Consider the following 22,613-nt stretch of genomic DNA (forward strand, 5'->3'; position numbering starts at 1 on the left):
GGTGAACGAAGAAGAGTTCAAGGAATCGCCGCTGCTCACGGTCCGTGCCGCGACTGTCGCAGGGATCGTGGTCATCGCCGTGGAAGGTGAGATCGACGTCGACACGGCCGACGAGGTGCTGGACGCGGTGCGCCGCGCCTTCGTGACCGCCGGGCCCGCGCTGATCGCCGATTTCACGCAGGTCAGCTTCTTCGGCTCGACCGGCATCTCGACGTTGATCACGGCCCACGAGCTCGCCGACGAGCTGGGCAAGAAGCTGCACGTCGTCGCGCCGCAGCGGGCCGTGAGACGACCGCTGCAGGTCACGGGCGTCGCGGACGTCCTCGCGCTGCACGACTCCGTCGAGGACGCGTTGTCGGCGTTGAAACCGGTGCCCAGCGAGTAGGCACCGGTTCGCAGATCGTCAGCCGGCCAGTTCGACCAGCTTCGGCACCACGTCGTCGGGGTGCGGCATGGCGGCGATCTCCGCGGCGATGGCGGCGTTCGCTGCCCGAACTTCGTTGTCCTTCAACAACTTCTGTGCGGTCTCCTGCACCGCGTCCGCCGTGAAGTCCTCGCCGACGAGCCGGCCGCCCAGGCGGGTGTCCTCGACGATCTCGGCGTTGCGGAACTGGTCGGCCCCCTGCGGCAGGATCAGCTGCGGGAGGCCGTTCGTCATCGCGGCGACCGTGGTGCCGGCGCCGCCGTGGTGCACGACGAGATCTGCGTGCGCGAGCAGATCCGCCTGAGGCACCCACGGCAGCACGTGCACGTTGGCCGGCACGTCGGTCAGCACGGACGGGTCGACCTGCGGCCCGGTCGCGACCAGCACCTCGGCGTCCACCCCGGACACCCCGGCGATCGCGGTCTTCAGCACGTCCGGGCTCGAGAACGCGGTGCCGAACGTCAGGTAGACGAGCGGCCTTTCGTGCGCCACGACCCAATCGGGCAATTCGCCCGGCTCGGCGAAGGGAACCGGACGCATCGGAATTCGATCCACGTCCGAGAGATGGTCGAGGTCCTGCAAAGACGGCGGGAAGACGTCCAGATAAGTCGATCCGAGTCCGTAATGATGCCCATCGGGCAACGTGATGCCGAGTTCGGCGACGTACTCCAAAAGGAGGTCGCTCATTGCCTCCGGAACGAGGTTCTCGTCCATCTTGCCGAAACCGTGGCACACCGCCGGAATCCCGGCGCGCATGGCGGCGAGGCCGGCACCTGGGTTGATGAGCTCGAAGACGACCAGGTCGGGCTTGTCCCGTTCGAGCACCGGCTCCAGATCGTTCACGAAGGCCCTGGGCAGCAACGACCCGAACGCGTCGACGGCCGTCTGGCGCAGCATGTCGCGCCGGAACTCGCCCGTGCCGTGCAGCTCGTTGGCCTGGCGGAACGCGTCCCAGATGCTGATGCCCGCGTCGACCACCGTCAGCCCCAGCTTTTCCACAGTCGCGTGGAATCCCGAGTCGACGGCGTAGAGAACGTCATGTCCTTGCGCTCGCGCGGCGATCGCGAGCGGGAGTATCGGATAAACGTGTCCGTGTGAGCCTAGGCTCGAGAAGAGAATGCGCACCCGGCCAGATTAGGTGCTCTTCTTTTCCTTCGGGAGTCAATCCCGCGAATCTTGACCCCGATGCCGGATACTTTCCCACTGCCGAGCCAGGTCGGAGGGTGAGGTCATCGCGGCGATCTCCGCGCGCACCTCACCCGCCGCTCGCTGCAGCTTCGAGTCCTCGACGAGCCGGGTGAGCAGCTCCGGCGTGACCTCCCGCGGCTCGGCCCGCAGCCCCGCTCCACGCCCGGTGATCGCGGTCGCGTGCACGGTCCGGTCGCCGGGCCCCGGCTCGACGAGCTGCGGCACCCCGGCCGCGAGCGCGCCGAGCAACGTCCCCGCGCCGCCGTGGTGCACGATCCCGTCGCAGAACGGCAGCACGCGTGGAATCGGCACCCACCCGACCGTCCGGACGTTGCCGGGCAGCCCTTCGGTGCGTTCCGGCCGCACCAGCACGAACTCGGCGTCCACCTGCTCGGCCACCTTGACCACGGCCGCCATCCTCCGGCCCGCGCCAGGACCGGGCGCGGTGCTCCTGCTGACGAGGATGCGCGGCTTGCCGGAGGGTTCGGCGAGCCACTGCGGCACCTCACCGTCACCGCTGTACGGGACGAACCGCATCCGTTCGCCACCGGGGAACTCCGCGAGCGACGGCGGTGCCGTGCGCAGAACCGTTGCGGGAGAACGCACTCCGGCCTTCATCCGCGCACCGACCGCGGCCGTCAGCTCCAGTCCGTCGAACAACGACACGTCGTGCACGATCGAGGGCACGCCCAGCGCGGACCCGGCGGCCGCGAGCGGCTCGTGCACCACGACGTCCGGCTTCCACGTCCGGGCAAAGGCCTGCAACGGCGCTGTCATCGCGTCACCGACGGTGCCGAACAGCCGTGACACGAAGTCGAGCCGGCCGCTGCCGCGCAGTTCCCTCTTGGCCACCAACGGATGCGTCAGCATGATGCGCAGCGCGATCGGTCCGAAGCGGACGTTCGCGGGAACCACGTCCTCGACGTGCAGGCCGGAGTCGCGCACCCGGAGCGCCTCACCACCCGTGGCGACCACGACCTCGTGTCCCGCGTCGCGCAACGCCAGGGCCAGCGGCATCAACGGGAAGACGTGACCCAGGAGGGGAGCGGCGACGACGAGAACACGCATGGATCCAGGCTACGTCTCCACCAGCCGGCGCACGGCGTCCTCGACGGTCCGCCGCCGCTCCCCGTGATCGGCGCATCCCGCGGTGGTCGACCACGTCGACGCGATCGCCAGCACCAGCTGCAACAGGTGCTCGGCGCTGAACCGCGACGACACCAGTCCGGCCTCCTGCGCGGAACGGATCGCCTCGACCTCGGTGACCCGGCTGACGCGGCCGCGCCGTTCCAGCCGCTGCCAGGTCGCGAGCCGGGCGAACTCCGGGTGCCGGTGCTGCAGGTCGTACAGGCGAGCGGCGTATCCGGGCAGGTCACGGGCGTCGAACTCCACGGCGGCCGCGCTCACCACCTCGGACTGCACGGCGTCGAACAGCTCGTCCTTGCCGCCGTAGTAGGTGTAGGCGAGTCCCGCGGAACACCGCGCGATGCGGGCGATGCGTTCCATCCGCGCCCCGGCGATCCCGTAGGCGGCGAACTCGACGAACGCGGCGTCCAGCAACCGGCGGCGGGTGCGTTCCCGATCGCGGCTGGGCATGGAACCCAGGCTATGGCGAAGGGCCGCACCCCTGAAGGGATGCGGCCCCGAAACCGGGCGCTACCGGAACTCCGAGAGCTACTTGGCCATGTCGAACCAGTTGAAGCCCTCGACCATCTGACGGGTGGTGTCGCTGACGTAGCGCTGGCCGGTGAGCTCCCAGCGCGTCACGGTGCGGTAGGTGCCCGGCTCCAGCGACTCGTCCTCGCGGGTGTTCTCGTCGTCCTTGACCGGCACGTACTCCTTGATGGACCGCTTGGTCAGGGTGACGTCGAGCGACTCGTACGCGGACTGCGTGTAGAGGTAGTTGCCCTCACCGCTGTCCTGCGCGCGGCCAGGGTCGGCCAGCTTCAGCTGGATCGTGCTGCCGTTGAACGAGCCGGTCGCGGACACGACGGTGACGATGTGGCCGCCGCTGCGCTGCAACGAACCGGCGGTGGGGCCGGCCTTGTAGCGGCCGTAGACGAGCTGCAGCGGGCCCTCGTTGAGCTTCTTCGCGAGCTCACCGGCGAAGTCCGGGTTCTCGTGGGTGCTCACGGCGCCCGCGGAGGTCGTCCACCCGGCGTCACGGGCGGGCTTGGTGGCGATGTCCCACGCCTTGCGCAGGTTGGTGAGGTTGGTGCCGCCGTTGTACTTCGCGTCGACGCCGATGCGCCCGATCGAGTTGGTGATGACGCTGTAGTCGGCGGGGTCCTTGGGGTTGAGGTTGCCGACCTTGGTGGTCAGCCAGCCGACGGGGGCGTCCTTCTCGTGGCCCCAGTAGTGCAGGACGTTGTAGAGGGAGGCCGGGCCGCAGTACGCGTTGCCGTTGTTCTCCAGGCCGGCGCGGAACTGGTCCACATCGCTGACGCCGCACTTCTTGACGTTGAACTCGCTGCCGGCCAGGTCGGAGGCGCCGACGCACGGCGGCGGCGTGCCGATGATCGGGTCCGCCACCGCGGTGGCGGGAGCGACGACGGCGGTGAGAGCGGCGGCGGCGATCAGAGCGTTGCGGATCATTTCGTTTTCCCCTTTGAGTTCCTGTGTTCCCCTGCGGTGACACAAGATTCGCCGAGGCGAACCCCCAAAGGCATGAGGGGAGATCCCTCAACCCTCCTGCGGAAAAGATGGGTGTATCAGGCACACCCCCACGTCGCTCTGTTCTAGGCGAGGACGCGGGCGAGATCCCTGCGACCTGCGATTCCGAGCTTCGTGTAGATCCGGCCGAGGTGGTTCTCGACGGTCTTGGGCGTCACGAACAGCTCCTGCGCGATCTCCCTGTTCGCCCGGCCTGCCGCCGCCAGGTCGGCCACGCGCCGTTCGGACGCGGTCAACGCCTCCGCGCCCAGGGTGATCTGACGTCGTGGCCGGTCGCCGAGCGCCTCCAACGCCTCGACCGCCCGCGTCTGCAGCGTTGCCGAGCCGCATGTCCCGGCCAGTTCGATCGCCCTGTGCAACGGCTCGCGCGCGTCCGTCCGGCGTCGGTCGACCCGGAGCGCTTCGCCCAGGTCGACCAGCGATCGAGCGAGCTCCAGGCGGGAAGGCGACGCCTCCAGCACGGTCACGGACTCGGTCAGCAGCTCCAGCCGTGCGTCCGCGTCGGCGTTCGAGAGCAGCCGCAGGGCCGCGCCCACCTCGGTCGCCGCGCCCCACTTGCGGGCCACGTCGAGCTGTTCGGTGGCCAGTTCCAGCGCGAGTTCGTGCTGGTTGAGGAGCAGTGCGGCGCGCGTGGCCACCGCACGCCACGGGATCGTCGGCGGATCCACGTGCACCTCGTGCATCGCGTCGCGCTGGCGGTAGGCCTGGGACATCGCACGCCGTGCGTCACCCTCGGCCAGTGCGATCAACGCGCGCACTTCGTGCAGCCAGATCATCGGCATGGTCAGCCGGGCATCGGCGTGCTTGCTGTCGAACGCCGTGATGAACGCGTTGGCCGCCGCGACGTCGCCTCGTTCAAGGGCCGCGTAGACCGCGAAGTGCGTCGAGGTCGCGCGCAGGCTGATCACCTCGGACACCGGGTCCTCGTGCGCGACGGCGGCCAGCGCGCCCTCGGCCTCCGCCTCGACGACCTGCATGTTGCCGCAACGCCAGTTCAGGAACAGCGACGCGTTCGCCACCATCGCGAACTCGATCGGCGAGCCGTGCGCCCGCACCTTCAACCTGGCTCGCTCGATCTCGTGCCGTGCGGTGTCCACGCCGTCTGCGGCCATCAGCGCCAGCAACGCCACCAGCCACGCGACCATGGCGTCCGTGCTGCCTGTCGCGTCGTCCAGGTAGGCGCCGTTCGCGAGCGCGCGCGTCGCGGTCGTGGCGACCTCGTCGTGCGGCCACACCTCGTAGCGGCCCATCTGTGCGAGGAGGCCGAGCAACGTGCGTTCGTCCGGGGTGCCGCCCGGGAGGCCCGCGTAGCCGCTGAGGTGCGCTGACGCGACCTGGCGCTGGTCTGGGAGGAACGAGCGGAACACCGCGAGCCGTGCTTCGAGGTGCAGCCGTGACTCGCCGTCCGGGCGAGCCGCGATGGCCTCGGTCAGTTCCGCGATGGCCGCTGCCGGGCCTTCCAGCGCCGCCGTGGCCGAGGCCGCCGCTGCCACCAGTTCCGCGTCCGGAAGTCCTTGTGCCGCGGCCTTCAGGTGCCGGTGCGCGTTCACGGCGTCGCCGACCCGCAGCAGCGCGCGCCCGAGTTCCGCGCGTAGTCCCGCGTCGCCCGGCTTCTCGTCCACCGCCCGCGCCAGATGTCCTGCGGCGGTGCGGGGATCTCCGGCCGAGAGCAACGTCGCCGCGGCTTTCCTGAGCACCTCGGCGGCGTTCGGCAGTGTCCCTTTGGGAGCGTGCACGAGATGCGCGGCCACTCGGTCGGCCGGGGCGTGCGACTCCTGCAACGACTTCGCAGCGCGCGCGTGCAACGAGGCGCGCGCGATCGGCCCGAGACCGGTCAGCACCGCTTCACGCACCACGGGATGCACGAACTCCAGGTGCTCGCCGGTGATCAGCACGTTCGCCGCCGTCAACGCCTCGACCGCGGCCGGGAGATCACCGACTTCCGCCAGTTCCGCCGCCTGCCACGGATCGGCGTGCGTGCCGAGCACGGCGACCGCGCCCGCGAGCGCCACCGCTTGCGCGGGCAGCCTTCCCAGCGTGGCGCGGAAGACGGTGCTCGGCCCGAGCGTGCCGACCTTCTCCGCCGTCGCGGCGTCGTCCAGCGGCAGCCCGAGCGCCGCGAGTTCGTCGACCAGGACGCCGGACAGGAACGGGTTTCCGCCGCTGGCCTCGTGCAGCGCGGTGATCACCTCGGGGTGCCCGCCGACCAGCGCGCTGAGCGCGTCCGTGGTGAGCGGGCGCGGCAGCAACCGGTCGGCGGACACGCTGAGCTGCGCGAGCGGCCCGAAGTTGTCCATCGGCGGCCGGGTCGCGACGACCAGCGCGATCGGCAGGTCCGCGATCCGGCGGGACAGGTACACGAGGAACTGCAGCGACGAGTGGTCCGCCCAGTGCGCGTCGTCCACCGTGATCAGCAGCGGGCGGGTGGACGAGAGGTCCACCGCGACCCACCACAACGAGTGCAGCGTGCGGGCGAGCTCGGCCTGACTGGGGTCCAGCGCGGCGTCGTCCAGGGCCTTCAGCGCCGCCCCGGACGGCCCGGCGAGGATCTTCTCGCGCAGTGCGCCGGAGTACCGCGACACCGACCGCTCGACCATCTGCCGGACGACGCCCCACGCCATGGCGCTCTCCAGGCCGTCACCGACGGCCTGCAGCCGCCCGAACCCACGCTCCTTGGCCAGCTCACGGCACTCGTGCACGAGCCTGGTCTTGCCGATGCCCGCACGGCCCTCGATGACGACGACGCGACCCTCACCACGGGTGGCTGCGTCCAGAGCTTCACGAATGTGCGCGATCTCGGAGTCACGTTCAAGTGGTTCACGCACGAATTGATCGTAGCGGCCGTCCGGCGGGCTACATGCAGGTCATCGGCTGCGCAGAAGGGCGACTTGATGCTCCATTGGAGTGATCGTCAGTTCACGCAGCTGTCCCCGCCGGAGTTGTCGCCCTTGTCGAGGGCCTTGTCGACGAACTCCCTGGCCTTGGCCGGATCGACCTCGTAGCCGAACACGGTCTCCCGCTGCACGGGCTCGTCGACCGGCAGCGTCGTCACCCCGATCGCCATCGGACCGGTGAACCGCTGGGCGAACTCCAGCACGTCCCAGCCGTCGTCCACCTTGATCGACCCGCTGGCGCCGCGCGCGAGGGCTAGGGCCTTGTCCTTGGTGATCTGCGAGGCCAGCCCGACGAGGAACATCTGCTGCCGCTTGGCGCGGTCCAGGTCGCCGTGGGGCAGGCCGTGGCGCTGGCGCAGGAAGGCGAGAGCCCACTCGCCCTGGAGCACCTGCTTGCCGGCCGGGAAGCCGACCTTGGTGATCGGGTCGCTCGCCGCCGCTTTCAGGCAGACCTCGACCCCGCCGACGAGCTGCGAGATCGGGCCGAAGTCCGACATCCGCAGGGCGGCGTAGTGGTCGACCTTCACCCCCGTCGTCTTCTCGACGGCCGCGGTCAGCTTGGCCGGGTTCTCGGCGAACAGACTGTTGAGCTTCACGCCGTCCACGAAGATGTCCCGTGGCAGCGACACGACCATGACCGCAGCCCCGTCCCCTCGGAACCGCGCGAGCAGCAACGCGTCGGTGTTGCCGACGTCGTCAGCGCCGATGAGCAGAACGTTCTGCGCTTCCGCGCTGGGGGACACCGCGGGCGGAGCGGCCTCGGTCTTCTTGATGGTCGTCGGGATGACGACGGCCGCGGCCGCAGCGGCGGCGGTCAGCGTCGCGACACCGACGATCAGGCCGAGCGGCTTGCGCTTCTTGGCCTTGTGCAGGTTGGCCAGCACGGTCCGGGAGTCCACGCGCTCCTCGGCCTCAGCGGCGATGGCCTGGCGGATCAGGTCGTTCATGAGTGCACCCCCAGGGTGGCGGACCGGGCGAGTTCGTGAGTGCGCAACGTCTGCAGCGCACGAGAGAGTTGGCTGCGCACGGTCGATTCCGCGCACCCGAGCACCTGTGCGATCTCCGCGTCGCTGCAGTCCTCGTAGAACCGCAGTACCAATGCGGCGCGTTGCTTGCGCGGCAGGATGGCGATCCGTGCGCGCATTGCCTCGCGTTCGGCGTGCGCGTCGGCCGGATCGGCCATCGACGGCACGTGCCCGGCGAGCTCACTGCGTTCCATGGCGATCTCTCGAGCCGCCCTGCGGTGCCGCCACGACAGGTAGTCGTTGGTCACCATGCGCTTCACGTAGAGATAGGGCGCGTCCATCGCCCCGATGCGTTCCCACTTGCCCTGCGCGCGCATGAGCACGTTCTGCACGATGTCCTGCGCCAGGTGTTTGTCGCACGTGATCGCGGTGGCATAGCCCAACAGCCGATCCAGCCGATCAGCGACGAACTGGTCGAACCCCACGCCGCCCCCTTCTCCTCTGTGGTCGCTTGCGGATCGGGAAACCCCTCCCACCGCTCGATCCGCTGCATCGACTTGTGTGGTCCAGCCCACAGATGTCTCGGTTTGGACGGATTTCGGTGTGAATCCTTTTCATGTTCACGTCCATGGACGAACCTTCACCCCATGCGCATCATCCCTGCACTCGCGCTGTTGTCGCTGCTCCTCGTCCCCGTCGACGCGGTCGCGGCCCCCAACGGCAACTACTACCTGCAAAGCGCCGTGACCGGCCAGAACGCCGCCGTGTCCGGCTCCTCCGTGGTCCAGCACCGCCCCAAGGGCAACGAGGACCGCCAGCAGTTCTCCTGGAACGGCAGCACGCTGTCCGAGGGCGGCCAGTGTCTCGGCCGCAACGGCGACGCCGCCCAGGTGGTCAGCTGCTCGAGCGCCGAGGCCCAGTGGACCGGGCTCCTCGACGACCAGGACAGATACCGCTTCAAGGACCCCGGCGCCGACCGCTACCTGATCGCGTCCGGCACCGACCAGATCCGCGTCGGCACCGGCAACGACACGTGGTTCCTCACCCCGGTCAACCCCGTCCGCGTCCAGACCCCCGCCGACCCGCGCCTGGACGAGATGACGTTCCTGACCGCGCACAACGCCTACGCGAACGGCGTCGACGGCGGCTTCATGTTCGCCAACATCGCCCCGAACCAGTCGCGCGGCATCGTGCAGCAGCTCAACGACGGCGTGCGCGGCTTCATGCTCGACATCCACCAAACCCCCGACGGCGCCATCCTCTGCCACAACAGCTGCACGGCCGTCAGCAAGCCCGTGGCCCTGAACGTCGACATCCAGCGCCTCGTCGACTTCCTGAGGTCCCGCCCCACCGAGATCGTCACGGTCTTCCTGGAGGACTACGTCTCGGCCGACGTCCTGCGCTCCGAACTCGCGCGCGTGAACGGCCTGAACGACGTCCTGTACCGCGCCGAGGGCGTCCGGGAGAACGGCTGGCCGACGTTGTCGCAGATGAGGGCGTCCGGCAAGCGTTTGCTCATCTTCACCGACCACGGCCGCGACGGCCGCGAGAACTCCGGCGTGCTCTACCAGCGTGACTGGACCGTCGAGAACTACTGGTCGATGGGCTCAGGAGCCGGCGCCTCCGACTGGTCCTGCTACTCCCGCTGGGGCGAGAAGCCACTGACCGCGACGGAGGCCGGCTTCCGCCCGTTGTTCGTGATGAACCACTTCCGCGACGTCCCGATGCAGGGCACGGTGTCCACCGACAACTCGAAGTTCGTCAACCGGGCCCAGCGCTTCTGCGAACCCGCGGCCCGCAAGACCCCGAACTACCTGGCCGTCGACTTCTACCACCTGAACACGCCGTCACTCCCGGCCGAACGCCACCCGTCCGGCACGGGTTCCGTCGAGCTGTCGGCGAACTCCGCGCTCTGCCTGGACAACAACGCCGGCGGCACCGAGAACGGCAACCCCGTCCAGATCTGGGGCTGCAACAACTCCTACGCGCAGAAGTGGCGCGTCGTCGCGGACGGCACGATCGCCATCTCCGGCAAGTGCCTCGACATCGACAACGGCGGCACCACCAACGGCACGATCGTCCAGCTGTGGCAGTGCAACGGCACGGGCGCGCAGCAGTGGCGCGTGCGGTCGGACGGGTCCGTGCAGAACCCGCAGTCGGGGCTGTGCCTGGACAACCCCAACGCGTCCACCACTCCCGGCACGCGCCTGAACATCTGGAGCTGCAACGGTTCCGCGGCCCAGGCCTGGAAGTTCCGCTAGGCCTTGCGGCCGATGCCCACGTAGACGTCCGCAGGGCCGCCTTCTCCGGCCGGGCCGAGTTCCGGGTGCCACTGAGGCGCCGAGACGACGCCCGGCTGGAGGAGTTCCATGCCGGCGAACATCGGCTCGAACTGGTCGTGCGAACGGAAGTACATCGGGTCGCGGCTGTGCTTCATGGCGTCGACGACGGCGCCCATCTCCTGCGGCTTGAAGTCGGCAGTGAGGTGCGACAGGGCGATCAGGCTGCCGGACGGCATGGCGTCGCGGTAGCGGGCGACGACCTCAGCCGGGCCCTTCTCGTCCGAGACGAAGTGCAGCACGGCGACCATGAGCAGGCCGACGGGCCGGGAGAAGTCGATCAGGTTCTTCACGACCGGGTCGGCGAGGACGTCGTCCGGGCGGCACATGTCCGCCTGCACGACGCCCGCGTTGTCGTTGCCCTCCAGGATGAGCTGGCTGTGCGAGACCGCCACCTCGTCGTAGTCCACGTACACGACTCGTGCGTCCGGGTTTTCCTGTTGCACGATCTCGTGGACGTTGCCGACCGTGGGGATGCCTGAGCCGAGGTCGAGGAACTGCGTGATGCCCTGCTGCATCATCAGCAGGACGGCACGGCGCATGAAGGAGCGGTTCGACGAGGCGATGGCACGGCCGTCGCGCAGGACCTGCAGCACCTTGTCACCGACTGCGCGGTCCGACGCGAAGTTGTGCCCGCCTCCCAGCAGGAAGTCGTAGACCCGTGCCGCGCTGGGCACGTCCGTGTTGATTCCCGCGGGCACCCAGGAGAAAGGCTCGGCCATGCCGAAGAACTTACTCGAATGCGTGCAAGCGTGTGGCGTCCCGGATCGGGTGAAAGCGTCATCCAGAACGCGCGCACCGGGCCGAAACCTGCTCTGCCAGCACAGATGCGCCGGCGCGCCGGGCTTCCTGGCCCAGCCGGCGCAGCTGGTCGTCGGCGCGTGCCGAACGCAGGTTCCGTGCGGACGCCACGGCTTCGCCGGCGAATTCGGTCGCCACAGCTATGTCGCCGAGCGCGAGATGATTGCGGGCCAACGCCGTCAACGCGAGAGTGCGGGCCCGGCCTTCGCCATACGTGCCGACCTTTGTGGTGAGCGAGGCGATGGCCCGCTCGGGATCGTCCACCGCGCACCGGTCTGCCCACGCGTTGTGCGCTGCCACGACACCGAGCTGGAACGCCCTCAGGGCGTCGTCGGGTGCGTTGTGGTGCAGGAACATCCGGCCGGCCCGGGTCAGCACGGAGGCGATCAGCGACTCGTTCTCCGCCTGGCGCGCCAACGTCAGAGCCCTGGCGAAGTGCGGCAGCGCGACCCCGGGCTGTCCGCTGTCGAACGCCGTCCAGCCCGCCAGCTCGTAGACCTCGGCGACGGCGGCCCACGTCGGAGCGTCGCCGACGAAGATCATCGGTTCGACGGCGGAGAGGTGCTCCAGAACCGAGGCGTGGCAGGCTATCCCGCCGTAACGCCGGTCCAGCGCGCGCAACGCCTGAGTGCGCGCCGCGATCACCTCCGGCGAGACGCGAACCAACGGCATCCCGGACGGCAGCCAGTCGAACGTGGGCGCGCCGACCAGGATCCGAGCCGCGTGCTCCAGAAACCGTTGCCGCGTCTCGGAGTTGTCCCTGATCAACTCCGCTGCCTCGGGAAATCCGTCCGCCACGGCGGCCAGGCACCACTGCGCGGCCTCGGCCGTCTCGCCCAGGGCGAACAGGACGTGCGCCAGCCGCACGGCCGCGTCACCGAGGCGTTGGTCGGCGGCGACCCGGAAGTGCACGGCCGCCTCGCGCAGGCGACCGGCCCGTTCCGCGGCCTCGCCCAGGCGGTACATCCGCTCGACGGCCTCGTCGAGCTCGAACTGGCTCAGCAGCTCACTCATCACTGCCTCCGAGAATCCGCCGCAGCTCGGCCCGGCCGCGGGTGAGGTGTGTGCGCACGGTGGACTCGCCGACCATCAGCACCACGGCGATCTCGCTGACCGAGTACCCGAGCAGGTGATGCAACGCCACTGTCTCGCGGTGCCTGGGGGACAGCTCGCGCAACGCGGAGTGCAGCGCCTCCACGTCGTGCACGGGCTGAACGACCTCAGGCACCTCGGCGAGCGGCGTTTCGTGTCCGTTGCGCTGCTGCCACCGCCGCATGAGCCGTATCGCGACCTTGAGCACCCACGCCTCGGGCTTGTCGTACGCGTGGATGTCGCCCCATCGGTGCCGTGCGATCACCAACGCGTCCTGCGCGATGTCCTCGACGACGCGAGTGTCGCCGCTCAAAGCCGTCAGCGTCCTCGTGACCACGGGCAGGCACCCGCGGAAGAACTCGGCGAAGCCCTGATCCGGCTCCGGTGTGCTCAACGGCCTTCCCTTCAGCGTCCGCTCACGTCGTTCACCGCCCTGAGGCGACCTTCAACGGTGACAGGCGCTGAAACCAGCCAAGGCTGACAGCCAAGGCCGAATTCACCCGTTCGGAGTCCTACGGGAGCAGATGACGGAAGGCGTTGACCAGCAGCATGCGTTGCTGGTCGACGTCCAGACCCTCTTCCGGCAGCGGCCGGAACTCCTTGTTGCCCTGGGAGCCACGCGGGCCGTAGGACTCGACGCGGACCGCGATGTCCACGACGTCGGAGGTGAGTTCCACAGTGGACTGATCGTCCGGGATCGGCTCGTTCTGCTGGTAGAGCTCGTAGGTGAACCGCATCCCGATCGCGCCGTCGAACGTGGCCTGCTCGGTCGGCAGCTGCATCGCGTCGAACACCGACCGGTACAACGCGGCGCCGGTGAGGTGCAGCGGGGTCATCACGACGTGCGTGGTGCCGAGGTCGTGGCTGCGCACCGAGATCGCGACGGTCGGGCCGTCCGGCGTCGGCGGGACGGGCTGCGGGAACACCGGGAGCTCCGACTTGCGGTCGGAGCGCCAGATCGCCACGAGGCGGTCGGCGGCGTCCACGAGGTCGATGTGCTTGCGCGGCGCGAGAAGCGCGGGCAGCGGTTCCTCGTCGAGCCGCACGATGAACAGGAACGCGCGGCGGCGCGTCATCTCCAGGTTGAACGCACCCGTCCACTCCTTGGCGACCCACTCGCGGTGCGGGGTGTTCGCCGACCACAGCAGGACGTAGTAGTCGGAGGTGGCCAGCGCCTCGTCGATCGCGGCCATCACGTTGTCGCCGGGCGCGATCTCGTTCTCGTCCAGGTAGGCGTTGACGTTGCGCGCTTCCAGTTCGGCACGGAGTTGCTCGGCGTGCGGACGGTCCTTGCCGGCGAACGACAGGAACACCTTGGGGCGGGTTTCGAGCGGCACGGGGTCTCCGTTCTTCCTGAGTCTTCTGCGCAGCGGGCCCGCTGAGGTCTGAACGCCCGCGTCGCCGTGCAGGGACCAGCACGCCCAGTCGGCCGGGTGCCGGTCGGCGACTTCTCTCAGTGCGTGCTGCAGAGCGCGATCTCTCGGGAGCTTCGCCAGATGGCGGTCGAACGCGTCGAGCACCTTCCGCGTCACCTCGTCGCCGGTCCGCCACCGGGCCGCGACGACCGAGGCGGCGCCCGCGCTGATGGCCGCGCGGACGAACCCGGCTCCTTCGTCGTGGCCGCGTTGCTGCGTCATGCCGGACTCGCAGGCGCCGAGCACGACCGTGCCGCACGCGCTGAAGTCCAGCTTCCCCAACGCTTCCACGGACATCCGGTCGTCGCGGAACTCCAGCCACGACTGGCCGGGGTTCATGCGGTCGTTCGTACCGTGGGCGTCGATGCGGACGCGGGGGAAGCGGCCCAGATTCCGTTGCAGCTCAGCGGCTTTCCGGAAGAGCGCCGTCTCGTCGCCCCGTTGCCCGCGCGAGCGGCGGTGCAGCGGGCGCAGCGCGGACAGGCAGGGCAGGCTGGACAGCGCGTGGGTCACGCCGAGGTGGCGGTTCGTGCCGGGGACGGGCAGGCCCGCCAGCGGGACGTCCGCGAGAACGTCACCCGCCACCACCGCGATCCGGGTGACCTTGGGCGGCAGGGCCTCGATGACGTCGTCCAGCGCGATCAGGCGGGCCAGCTCGCCGAGCAGGGTGCCGAGGATCGCGTTGTCGTACTTGGGTTTCCACGACTTGAGCCGGCGGATCGTGTCGGTGAGATCGCCGATGTGGACGTCGGTCGTGACGTGCGTGATCCCGCGGCCGATGATCACGTGGTGGAGCTGGTCCGGTGTCGCGTGCATCATCCACACGACCTGGTCCTTCGGCAGCCGCCTCGTGGTCCTGGCGAGCCAGCGCCTGGACGCCGGCAGGTCGGCGAAGCTCGGGAGGTTGCGGGGCTCGGTGAGGATCGCCGCGCCCCGGGCAGCCTCGACGGCGACCACCAGGCCCGCCAACGCCTTGCGGCCGTCACGCCGGACGCGGCGGACCGCGGCGCGCACCCGGCCGTCGTGTTCGTCGGGGGCGGCGCGCAGCATCCGGAGCTTGCCGCTGGGGCCGTCGTGGTGGTCGGCGGAGTTCTCCTCGATGCGGTGCGACTCGGCCCAGTGTTGTGCGGCAAGGTCTTCGTGGCCCGCGTCGGCGAACGTGTCGCCGAGTTTGCGCAGTGCCAGCGCGGTGAGCTCGGCGTGACCCGATCGGCTCGCGACCTCGAAGTGCCGCGCGGCCTGTTCGAGCCGGCCCTGCGCGTAGGCGAGTTCGGCGGCGGTCAGGTGCCACAGCGGGGAGTTCCCCTCGCCCAGCATGCCTTCCGCCTTGAGCAGCTCGTCCTCGGCGATCAGGCGGCGGACGTGACTGAGCCGCCGTTCCGGCCGGAGCGTCTGGGTGGCGTCCGGGAGCTGGGCGATCACCTCGGGCCCGGCCGCGGCGACCAGCAGCGGGAAGAGCCGGCGGGCCGCGCCGGCCTGCCTGGTCATCACCAGCAGCACCGTCAGCTCGTAGAGGACGGCGAACCTCAGCGCGGCCTCGATCTGGTAGCTGGTGAGGCATCTCGTCATCAACGCCAGCGCTTCCTCGTACCGGACCTCGCGCCGCAGCGCGGCGGCCCGTCGCAGGAAGTCGGCCGGATTCCGTGGAGCCTGACCGCCGATCTTCGTGACGCGGGTGCCCCTGCGCACGTCCAGCAGGACCCGGTCCCGGCCGATGTGCTCCAGCTGTTCCGGGCGTCCGGCGCGGCGGAAGTGCCGTTCGGCGGCGTCGAGTTCGCTTTCCGCGGTGGGGTAGTCGTAGCGGTCCGCGGCGGCCAGCGCGGCCACTCGCGCGAGCCTCGCCTGTTCCAGTTCGGTGAGCTTGAGCTTCCGCAGTGCGCGCACGTCCCGCTCGGCCGCGACGTGATCCGTCGCGGCACTGCGGATCTGGGCTCGGAGGACTCTCAGCGTGATGTCGTTGCCCGCGCTCAGATATTCGTCGCAACGTTGCGCGGCCCTGGCGACCGCGCCGAGGTTGAGCAGCGTGGCGCAGTGGTCGTGGGCGACGAGCGGACTGATCTTCGCGGCCTTCGCGTAGGCGAGGTCGACGCCGAGCACGTTGCCGCGCAACGCGGCGGACCGGGCGGCCTTGACCGCGTCCGCGAGTGGGGTGCCGGGTTCTATCTGCATTCAAAGCCCTCTGCGGAGGACATAGCGGGGTTGTATCTCGCCCATTGCTCCATCTGATCGGGCGCGACCACGATGCCCGCGGCCGCGCCAAGCACAGCCGCGACCAACGCGATGAAATGCGTTCGTTGGCGCATGCACGATCCTCCGTGCGTCGCAGATTAACGATCCAGACGGCCCACAGATCGTTTGTCCGCTTTCTGTCAATGAACTGCTCAAACGATCTTGTCGGTGCTCCTCGGCACACTGGATCCACCACCGATCCGAGGAGACCGCCATGTGCTGGGACTGCGACCACCCCGCCGACCGCATGGAAGAACACCTGGCCACGTTGCGCCGCTGCATCGACGCGCGAGGCTGGGCCGTGCAGGCGATAGAACGGGACCGAGCCCATCCGCCCTGGGCCTACACCGTGGGCCTCACCCCGCGCGGCCTGCCGGAGCTCGTCGTGACGGGAATGCCTGTCCTGGAAGCAGGTCGCCTGCTCGACGACATGGCCGAGCACCTCGCGCACAGCTGCCTGCCCGCCCCCGGCCGCCGCTTCACCGTGCCCGGCGGCCCGCTGCTGGAGGTCGTCCGCGTGGCGCGCCCGTGGGCCCACCTGCTGGTGTCCGCACGGCTGTACGGCGAGGGCATCCAGGCCCTGCAACTCGTGCACGCCGACGAGTCCGGGCACTGGCCGTGGGACCGCTCGTACGAGGGCGTGGTGGGAGGTCAGCCGGTGCTGGGCGTGAGAGCGGGACCACCAGGCGGGTGAGCCTCGCCCACCGAGCGGCTGATCCGCTCACCCAGCCCCCGCAGGTGCTCCACCAGTTCGTCCGGCCCGTGCACGACGAAGTCGCAGCCCAGCGAGGTCAGGCGGAACGCGAGGTAGTCGATCGTGTCCTCGCCGCTGTGCCACGAGCACGAACCGTCGTCGAGGGCGATCAGGTCGCAGGCGTTGTCCGCCAGCCGGGCCCGCGCCAGTTCCACCGGTAGCCGCAGGGTCGCACGGGCCCGGAAGGTCGGCGCCGAGTCGTACATCTTCCGCGTCACGAACTCCGTCGCGTCCCCGCCGGGCGGCACGCGCGGAGCGAAGCGAGCCCCGGTGGCGAGCGCGGAGGAGACGCGGTCCAGCCGGAAGATCCGCCAGTCGTCCCGTTCCACGTCGAAGGCGAGGAGGTACCAGCGCCGGCCGAGCGCTACCAACCGAACTGGCTCCACGTGCCGCTTCGAGACCACGTTCTCGTTGGCCACGTAGGCGAACCGCACCCGTTCGCGGGCGGCGACCGCGCCGGCGATCACGGTCAGCTGGCCGGGGTCGACCAGTGAGGCCTCCGAGGGTGCCGCGGGTGCGGTGGCCGAGGTCAGCGACGCGACCCGCCGGGCCAGCCGGGGCGGCAGCACCTGCTGCAGCTTCGCCAGTGCGCGCAGCGACGCCTCGGCGATGCCCGCCACCGGTTGCCGCGCGGCCGTGCGCAGGCCGACCGCGATGGCGACGGCCTCCTCGTCGTCGAGCAGCAGCGGTGGCATCGCCGCACCCGCGCCGAGCCGGTAGCCGCCGAGCGCACCCATCGACGCCTCGACGGGATAGCCGAGGTCGCGCAACCGGTCGACGTCACGCCGCACCGTCCGCGGCGTGACCTCCAACCGGGCAGCCAGTTCGCTGCCGGGCCACTCGCGGGGCGTCTGCAACAACGACAGCAGGCGCAACAACCGGGCCGCATCACTCATGCCGCAAACCTAGGCCAGAACTAGGACCGATCTCGTCCTACATGCGCCATACGGTCACTCCAACGAGCAAAGGGGAGACCAAATGGACGTCGTGCCCGAGGGCTACCACACCGTGACGCCGTGGCTGATCACCGCGGGCCGCACGGCCGAGCTGATCGACTTCATCACGGAGGTGTTCGACGCCACCGAACTCGGCCGCGTCGGCGAGGCACCGCGGATCGGCCACGCCGAGGTCCGCGTCGGCGACTCGGTCGTGATGCTGTTCGACGTGCCGGACTGGCCGCCCACACCCGCGTTCCTGCGCCTCTACATCGCCGACGACGCGACCGTCCTCAAGCGCGCCGTGGCACTCGGCGGCAGGATCGTCACCGAGCCCACGGAGCTGTTCTGGGGTGATCGGGTCAGCCGGTTCGCCGACCCGTTCGGCAACCTGTGGTGGCTGCACCAGCGGGTCGCGGAGCCCACCGAGGCCGAGCTGGCCGAGCGGATGCAGGACCCGGTCTTCGTCGAGGCCATGAAGTACGTGCAGAGCGCGGACTTCACCCCGCGGACGTGACCCGGTCCTCGGTGTCGCGGTGGCGGCCGAGCCCCGCGGCGTCGAACTCGTCGTGGTGCTCGCCCTTCGCGACACCGAGCCGCCGAAGCGTGCGCGAGATCGGCGAGACGTCGGGCACCGGGCCGTCCTCTTCCCGCACCAACGGTCCGAGCACGCCGCGGCCCTGTTCCCCGGACCTGGGCCCGTTGCGAGCCGGTGCCGCCGAAGAACTCCGCGTCCACGAACGCGACCGGCCCGCGCAGCGACCACTCGGCCAGCTGCCCCGGCTCGCGAAAGGACCGGTCAGCCGGTGACCCTGTCGCGTTCGTCCGCGGTCAGCGTCGGCTCCGGCGAGGCCGACCGCGGTCCGCGCAGGGTCGCCCAGACCATCTTGGGACTGACCAGGTTCGCCATCGGCGCGGACAACGTGAACGCGTCCAGGAACGCCCGAGTCACCGCGGCCTCCGTGGTGGCCGTGCGCACCAGACGATCCACGTAGCGCTGCAGAACCCGCCCGGCCAGCGGCAACGGCTTCCCGACCGCGCCCGGATACAGGATGTCCTGGTTGGTCGCCATCGCCCAGGCCCCGTCGACGACCTTGCCGATGCCGCGCTGGATCTGCTGGGCCGAGTGCCCGGCGGCAAGACCGGCGTCCAACGCCTGCGCGCTCTGCGCCGCGATCGACATCCCGTGCCCGTACACGGGGTTGTAGGTGGCCACCGAGTCGCCGAGAGCCAGTAGGCCGGAAGGCCAGGACTTCAAGCGCTCGAAGAACATCCGCCGGTTCGCGGTGCTGTGCGACCCGTACACCGGCGACAGCGGTTCGGCCGAGGCGATCAGTTCACCCACGACCGGATTGCGCACCGACCGGGCGAAGCCGACGAACTCAGACTCGTCGGTCGACGGCTCACCGCCGCGCGTCCCGGACAACGTGACCAGCCACTTCCCGTCCTCGATGGGCAGCAGGGTCGCGGTGCACCCGGGATGCGGGTCACGCGGGTTCGCCTGCACGTTGACGATCGGGAAACCGGAGGACGCCGTCGGCGGCGCCTGGAAGATCCTGGTGGCGTAGGCAAGTCCGGAGTCGACGCTCTCGGAGTGCACGGCGGGCAGCCCGAGATCGACCAGCCACGCGGGCAACCGGGAGCCGCGGCCGGTCGTGTCCACGACCAGGTCCGCCTCCAGCGACACCTGCTCGTGCGAGATCCGGTCCTCGACCAGCACCCCGGACACCGCGTTCCGATCACCGAGCAGCGACACCGGCTCGGTCCCGGTCAGCACGGAGATCTTGTTGTCCCGCAACGCCTGGCTGCGCACGACCCAGTCCAGCAGCCCGCGGCTGCACGAGACGATGAACTGCATCTCGGGGAACCGCGGCACCCAGCCCTGGGCGCTCAGCGACACCAGGTCGTTCGGCACGCCGATCCGGTGCGCGCCGGCGGCGAACAACGCGTCCAGCGTGCCCGGCAGCAACGACTCGATCGCCCGCGCGCCACCGGACATCAGCAGGTGCGCGTGCCGGGCCTGAGGCACGCCGGAGCGCGGCGCGGGGCCGTCCGGCAGCTTGTCGCGCTCCACCACGGTGACCTCGTCCACGTGCCGGACGAGGACGGACGCCGCGAGCACGCCCGCGAGCCCGCCGCCGAGCACAACGGCGTGTGTGGGTGCCATCTAATCCATTCCCCCTGCTGCTTCCACGCGCGCTGCGTCGGCGACGGCGGCGTCGACTATCGGCGAGTGCTGGTACGCACGCGAGATCCGGACCCACCGGTCGTGCTCGGCGGCGAGGTCGGTGCCGTCGACGATCTCCGCGGCGGGACGGCGCTTGGGGGCCCGGGAACGGCCACCCGACGAGCCCGCGGCCCGCAGCTGGGCGGCCTCCACGACGGCGGCCACCTCGTCCTTGGCCAGTGAGGCGTCGCGCGCGAGAGAGGTCGCGGCCTCTCCGACGGTCAGGTCGAAGTACGGCGTGAGCGCCCAGCGCCAGTCGTTGAGCTCGATGATCTGCCGGCGCACGCGGTGGTGCGGGTTGAGGAACTTGCCCGGCGCCACCAGCACGATGCCGGGGTTCACGTGCACCAGCGCGCGGTGCAGCGGCCGCAGCGCGAAGTACGTGCGCCAGCGCCGCACCCACAGCGAGGGCGACGGGCGGCGCGGGCCGAAGACCGGCAGCGCCATCGCGATCACCAGCGGGAAGATCGCCAGCGACGCCATCAGCGGCGCGGCCAGGCTCAGCACGTCGAAGCTGCGCTCACCGAACCAGTTCATCAGCAGCACGAACAGCTTGATGACCGCGAACGCCACCGGGAACAGCCCGGTCGCGCTGTACCAGCGCAGGCCGCGGGCGAGCCAGGGGCGGGCGGAGATCGCCTCGTCCCTCGCACCCTGCCAGCAGTGGTAGGCCTGGCCGCCGCAACCGACCGCGGACGCCACCAGGTAGATGAACAGGAACACCGCCACCGTGGGCTGCGTCGCGTAGAAGGTGTCGAAGTCGACCTGGCGTTCCTCGTCGACCTCGGACTTGAAGAACAGCACGATCATCGCCGCGATGATCGAGCCGTAGCTGACGACGATCAGCCGGACCCGTTGCCACGCCTGGACTGCCGGATAACGCCAGAACAGCACGAGCGCGAACGACGACCCGGCGAAGCCCACCACCAGGCTGTAGACGAGCAACGCGGCGAAGTTCGGCACGCCGCTGACCCAGTTGATCCAGGTGATGTTCGCGGGCGCGGCGAAGAGGATGGCGAACGCGGAGAAGGAGACCGTGGAGATGAGCGCGACGACACGGGGGCTGCCCCAGCTCGACCGCAGTGCGCGGATCTTGTACGCGAGGAGGAGCAGACCGACGATGCCGCACGAGAGGTAGATCAGGTTAAAGATCGCCACGACGCACCCAGCGAGATCTTCCTTCGAGAGACTCGGCCACCCGGCGGACGTGCGCGGGCTCCTCGGTGGTGGCCGTGTCGGCCCACACCCGGTGTTCGGTCAGGCGTTCCAGCAGGTGGTCGGCGAGGTTCTCGGCCTCGCGTTCCTCGTCCTCGGTCAGCGTCGTGCGCCCGGCGATGATCTTCGCCATCCGCGGCAGCAGGTGCGGCGCGAGCTTGCGCATGCCCTCGTCACGGGTCAGGGCGACGGGCTGGTGCTTGAGGAGCACGTGCGCGAACTCGTGCAACAGCACGTGCAGGCGGTGGTACCAGGACGGCGAGTCCGCGCAGATGACGAGGTACGTGCCGTTCTCCAGCAACGCGGTCGCGCCGCTGAGGCAGACCGCGTTCGTGATCGCGGCGAAGCGGACGTCGACGGGACGATCGAGCCGCTCACCCATGAGCTCGCAGACCCGGCGGCTCGCCTCCTGGTGCGTGGCGTCGGGCGGCAGGCCGAGGTCTCGCGCGACCTCGTCGACCAGCTTGCGCAGTTTCCTGCGGTTCACCCGTCGCCTCCTCTCGATGTCGTCTGCAGCGGTCCAGGCTGAGATCTTCACGCCGGCGTCGTCATCAAGTGTGGTCCGCGGAGGTGCGACGGCTGTTCAGCGGGAACGACCACCCTTCGCCGACTTCGAGCGCCTGCCGGAATCCTTCTACCGCAGCGGCCCTGGCCTGAGGGGACAGATCGCCGGTGCGTTCGGCCAGACGGGTGACGAACTCGACGACGCCGAGTTCGCGCAGTGCCAGGAAGTCTGTCAGCTCCGAGTCGACCCGTGCGGCCAGGTCGTCGTCGAAGAAGTACGCCGGGTCGGCGCCGAAGTGGTCGGCCAGGCCGAGGATGTGCTTGAGCCGCGGGTTGTCGCTGGTGTTGCTCAGCAGTTCGCGGATGTAGCTGGCGGAGATGCTGCCGAACTGGCCGGACGAGCTGATCGACGCCGCGACCTCCTCCGGCGACCACGGCCCGCGGTCCGGCGGGTGCACGGCCTCGAAGAGCGTGCTCACGGCCGTCGGCCGCCATCCTGGCTGTTCCGCGGGGTGCAGTTCGCGGCGTCCGCCAAGGAACACCGCGGGGTGCACGCCGAGCGCGCCGGCGAGGTCGACGATGGCCTGGCAGGTCGGGTTGTCCTTCACACCGAGCCGCAGCTGCGAGATGTAGCCGTGCCCGATGTCCCCGCCCCGGGACTTCACCGCGGCGGCGAGGGCGACGTTGGTAACCTTGCCCCGTCCGTCGGGCGGGTTGTTGCACAGCTCGTTGAGGACCTCGGTGAACGGCCTCACGCCACACCTCCGCTGGAGCGACTCAGGGCCAGCGATCATTCCACTGTTGTGGAACCAAGAGAGCATATGACATCACAGGGGTTGAATCCACCTGTCCGTAGTCCTATGATCACACTCCGCCGCTTGCACTGATGTGTCGCGTTTGATCCGAACGACGTCACTTCAGTTGAAAGAGGCAGATCGGGCCAGTCAGAGCTGCAGTC

At 69.8% G+C, this 22,613-nt stretch carries 21 protein-coding genes; 4 read left to right on the forward strand and 17 right to left on the reverse strand.

Annotated elements, in window-relative coordinates; genetic code table 11:
• Position 1: 1 nt before the first annotated feature.
• Positions 2-385 (forward strand): STAS domain-containing protein, encoded by a 384-nt coding sequence (locus tag ACIQF0_RS36000; protein ID WP_360043875.1) that lies wholly within the window; start codon positions 2-4, stop codon positions 383-385.
• Between the two features lie 18 nt (positions 386-403).
• Here ACIQF0_RS36000 and ACIQF0_RS36005 read toward each other — a convergent pair whose 3' ends face one another.
• From ACIQF0_RS36005 to ACIQF0_RS36035, 7 genes are all read right to left on the reverse strand, one after another.
• A complete protein-coding gene (locus ACIQF0_RS36005) occupies positions 404-1,549 on the reverse strand; it encodes a glycosyltransferase (protein WP_401037247.1) in 1,146 nt (381 codons plus the stop codon).
• 36 nt (positions 1,550-1,585) lie between these two features.
• Positions 1,586-2,680 (reverse strand): nucleotide disphospho-sugar-binding domain-containing protein, encoded by a 1,095-nt coding sequence (locus ACIQF0_RS36010; protein ID WP_401037250.1) that lies wholly within the window; start codon positions 2,678-2,680, stop codon positions 1,586-1,588.
• Positions 2,681-2,689: 9 nt separating this feature from the next.
• Positions 2,690-3,208 (reverse strand): TetR family transcriptional regulator, encoded by a 519-nt coding sequence (locus ACIQF0_RS36015; RefSeq protein ID WP_401037253.1) that lies wholly within the window; start codon positions 3,206-3,208, stop codon positions 2,690-2,692.
• A 78-nt stretch (positions 3,209-3,286) separates the two neighbouring features.
• The gene (locus ACIQF0_RS36020; RefSeq protein WP_401037254.1) at positions 3,287-4,207 is read right to left on the reverse strand and encodes a hypothetical protein; all 921 of its coding nucleotides are present in this window, start codon (positions 4,205-4,207) and stop codon (positions 3,287-3,289) included.
• Between the two features lie 143 nt (positions 4,208-4,350).
• Entirely contained in the window at positions 4,351-7,110 is a 2,760-nt protein-coding gene (locus tag ACIQF0_RS36025; RefSeq protein WP_401037257.1) for an AAA family ATPase, read from the reverse strand.
• A gap of 86 nt (positions 7,111-7,196) precedes the next feature.
• Entirely contained in the window at positions 7,197-8,126 is a 930-nt protein-coding gene (locus ACIQF0_RS36030; protein WP_401037260.1) for an LCP family protein, read from the reverse strand.
• Positions 8,123-8,629 carry a SigE family RNA polymerase sigma factor gene (locus ACIQF0_RS36035; RefSeq protein WP_401037263.1) on the reverse strand — a complete coding sequence of 169 codons (507 nt, stop codon included), beginning with the start codon at positions 8,627-8,629 and terminating at the stop codon, positions 8,123-8,125. Before ACIQF0_RS36035 ends, ACIQF0_RS36030 begins: the two co-directional genes overlap by 4 nt.
• 162 nt (positions 8,630-8,791) lie before the next feature.
• Here ACIQF0_RS36035 and ACIQF0_RS36040 point away from each other — a divergent pair, with 162 nt between their 5' ends.
• Positions 8,792-10,405, forward strand: coding sequence for a ricin-type beta-trefoil lectin domain protein (locus ACIQF0_RS36040; protein WP_401037265.1), 1,614 nt, complete (start codon positions 8,792-8,794; stop codon positions 10,403-10,405).
• Here the strand turns inward: ACIQF0_RS36040 and ACIQF0_RS36045 are convergent.
• From ACIQF0_RS36045 to ACIQF0_RS36060, 4 genes are all read right to left on the reverse strand, one after another.
• Entirely contained in the window at positions 10,402-11,205 is an 804-nt protein-coding gene (locus ACIQF0_RS36045; protein ID WP_360043901.1) for an SAM-dependent methyltransferase, read from the reverse strand. The genes ACIQF0_RS36040 and ACIQF0_RS36045 overlap by 4 nt on opposite strands.
• A 58-nt stretch (positions 11,206-11,263) precedes the next feature.
• Positions 11,264-12,298 carry a tol-pal system YbgF family protein gene (locus ACIQF0_RS36050; RefSeq protein ID WP_401037268.1) on the reverse strand — a complete coding sequence of 345 codons (1,035 nt, stop codon included), beginning with the start codon at positions 12,296-12,298 and terminating at the stop codon, positions 11,264-11,266.
• Positions 12,291-12,770, reverse strand: a complete 480-nt coding sequence (locus tag ACIQF0_RS36055) for a sigma-70 family RNA polymerase sigma factor (RefSeq protein WP_401037270.1) — start codon at positions 12,768-12,770, stop codon at positions 12,291-12,293. Before ACIQF0_RS36055 ends, ACIQF0_RS36050 begins: the two co-directional genes overlap by 8 nt.
• A gap of 118 nt (positions 12,771-12,888) precedes the next feature.
• Positions 12,889-15,960, reverse strand: a complete 3,072-nt coding sequence (locus ACIQF0_RS36060) for a TIR domain-containing protein (protein ID WP_401037273.1) — start codon at positions 15,958-15,960, stop codon at positions 12,889-12,891.
• Between the two features lie 274 nt (positions 15,961-16,234).
• On the opposite strand from ACIQF0_RS36060, the gene ACIQF0_RS36065 reads away from it, so the two are divergent.
• Positions 16,235-16,714, forward strand: coding sequence for a DUF4262 domain-containing protein (locus ACIQF0_RS36065; RefSeq protein ID WP_401037275.1), 480 nt, complete (start codon positions 16,235-16,237; stop codon positions 16,712-16,714).
• Here the strand turns inward: ACIQF0_RS36065 and ACIQF0_RS36070 are convergent.
• The gene (locus tag ACIQF0_RS36070) at positions 16,672-17,670 is read right to left on the reverse strand and encodes a helix-turn-helix transcriptional regulator (protein WP_401037278.1); all 999 of its coding nucleotides are present in this window, start codon (positions 17,668-17,670) and stop codon (positions 16,672-16,674) included. The two genes, ACIQF0_RS36065 and ACIQF0_RS36070, sit on opposite strands and share 43 nt — an antisense overlap.
• Before the next feature lie 82 nt (positions 17,671-17,752).
• Here ACIQF0_RS36070 and ACIQF0_RS36075 point away from each other — a divergent pair, with 82 nt between their 5' ends.
• Positions 17,753-18,226, forward strand: coding sequence for a VOC family protein (locus tag ACIQF0_RS36075; protein ID WP_401037281.1), 474 nt, complete (start codon positions 17,753-17,755; stop codon positions 18,224-18,226).
• On the opposite strand, the gene ACIQF0_RS36080 is transcribed toward ACIQF0_RS36075, so the two are convergent.
• The 5 genes from ACIQF0_RS36080 to ACIQF0_RS36100 all read right to left on the reverse strand — a co-directional run bounded on the left by ACIQF0_RS36080 (position 18,210) and on the right by ACIQF0_RS36100 (position 22,410).
• Positions 18,210-18,380, reverse strand: coding sequence for a hypothetical protein (locus ACIQF0_RS36080; RefSeq protein ID WP_401037284.1), 171 nt, complete (start codon positions 18,378-18,380; stop codon positions 18,210-18,212). The genes ACIQF0_RS36075 and ACIQF0_RS36080 overlap by 17 nt on opposite strands.
• Positions 18,381-18,508: 128 nt before the next feature.
• Positions 18,509-19,876, reverse strand: a complete 1,368-nt coding sequence (locus ACIQF0_RS36085; protein ID WP_401037286.1) for an NAD(P)/FAD-dependent oxidoreductase — start codon at positions 19,874-19,876, stop codon at positions 18,509-18,511.
• Positions 19,877-21,094 carry an MAB_1171c family putative transporter gene (locus ACIQF0_RS36090; protein WP_401037289.1) on the reverse strand — a complete coding sequence of 406 codons (1,218 nt, stop codon included), beginning with the start codon at positions 21,092-21,094 and terminating at the stop codon, positions 19,877-19,879.
• Positions 21,081-21,638, reverse strand: coding sequence for a hypothetical protein (locus ACIQF0_RS36095; protein WP_360043930.1), 558 nt, complete (start codon positions 21,636-21,638; stop codon positions 21,081-21,083). The genes ACIQF0_RS36090 and ACIQF0_RS36095 overlap by 14 nt, the downstream gene beginning before the upstream one ends.
• 64 nt (positions 21,639-21,702) lie before the next feature.
• On the reverse strand, positions 21,703-22,410 hold the full coding sequence (locus ACIQF0_RS36100) for a hypothetical protein (RefSeq protein WP_360043933.1): 708 nt from the start codon (positions 22,408-22,410) through the stop codon (positions 21,703-21,705).
• Between the last annotated feature and the right edge of the window lie 203 nt (positions 22,411-22,613).

Source organism: Lentzea sp. NPDC092896 (assembly GCF_044754905.1).
In the GTDB taxonomy this organism is placed as follows: Bacteria; Actinomycetota; Actinomycetes; order Mycobacteriales; family Pseudonocardiaceae; genus Lentzea.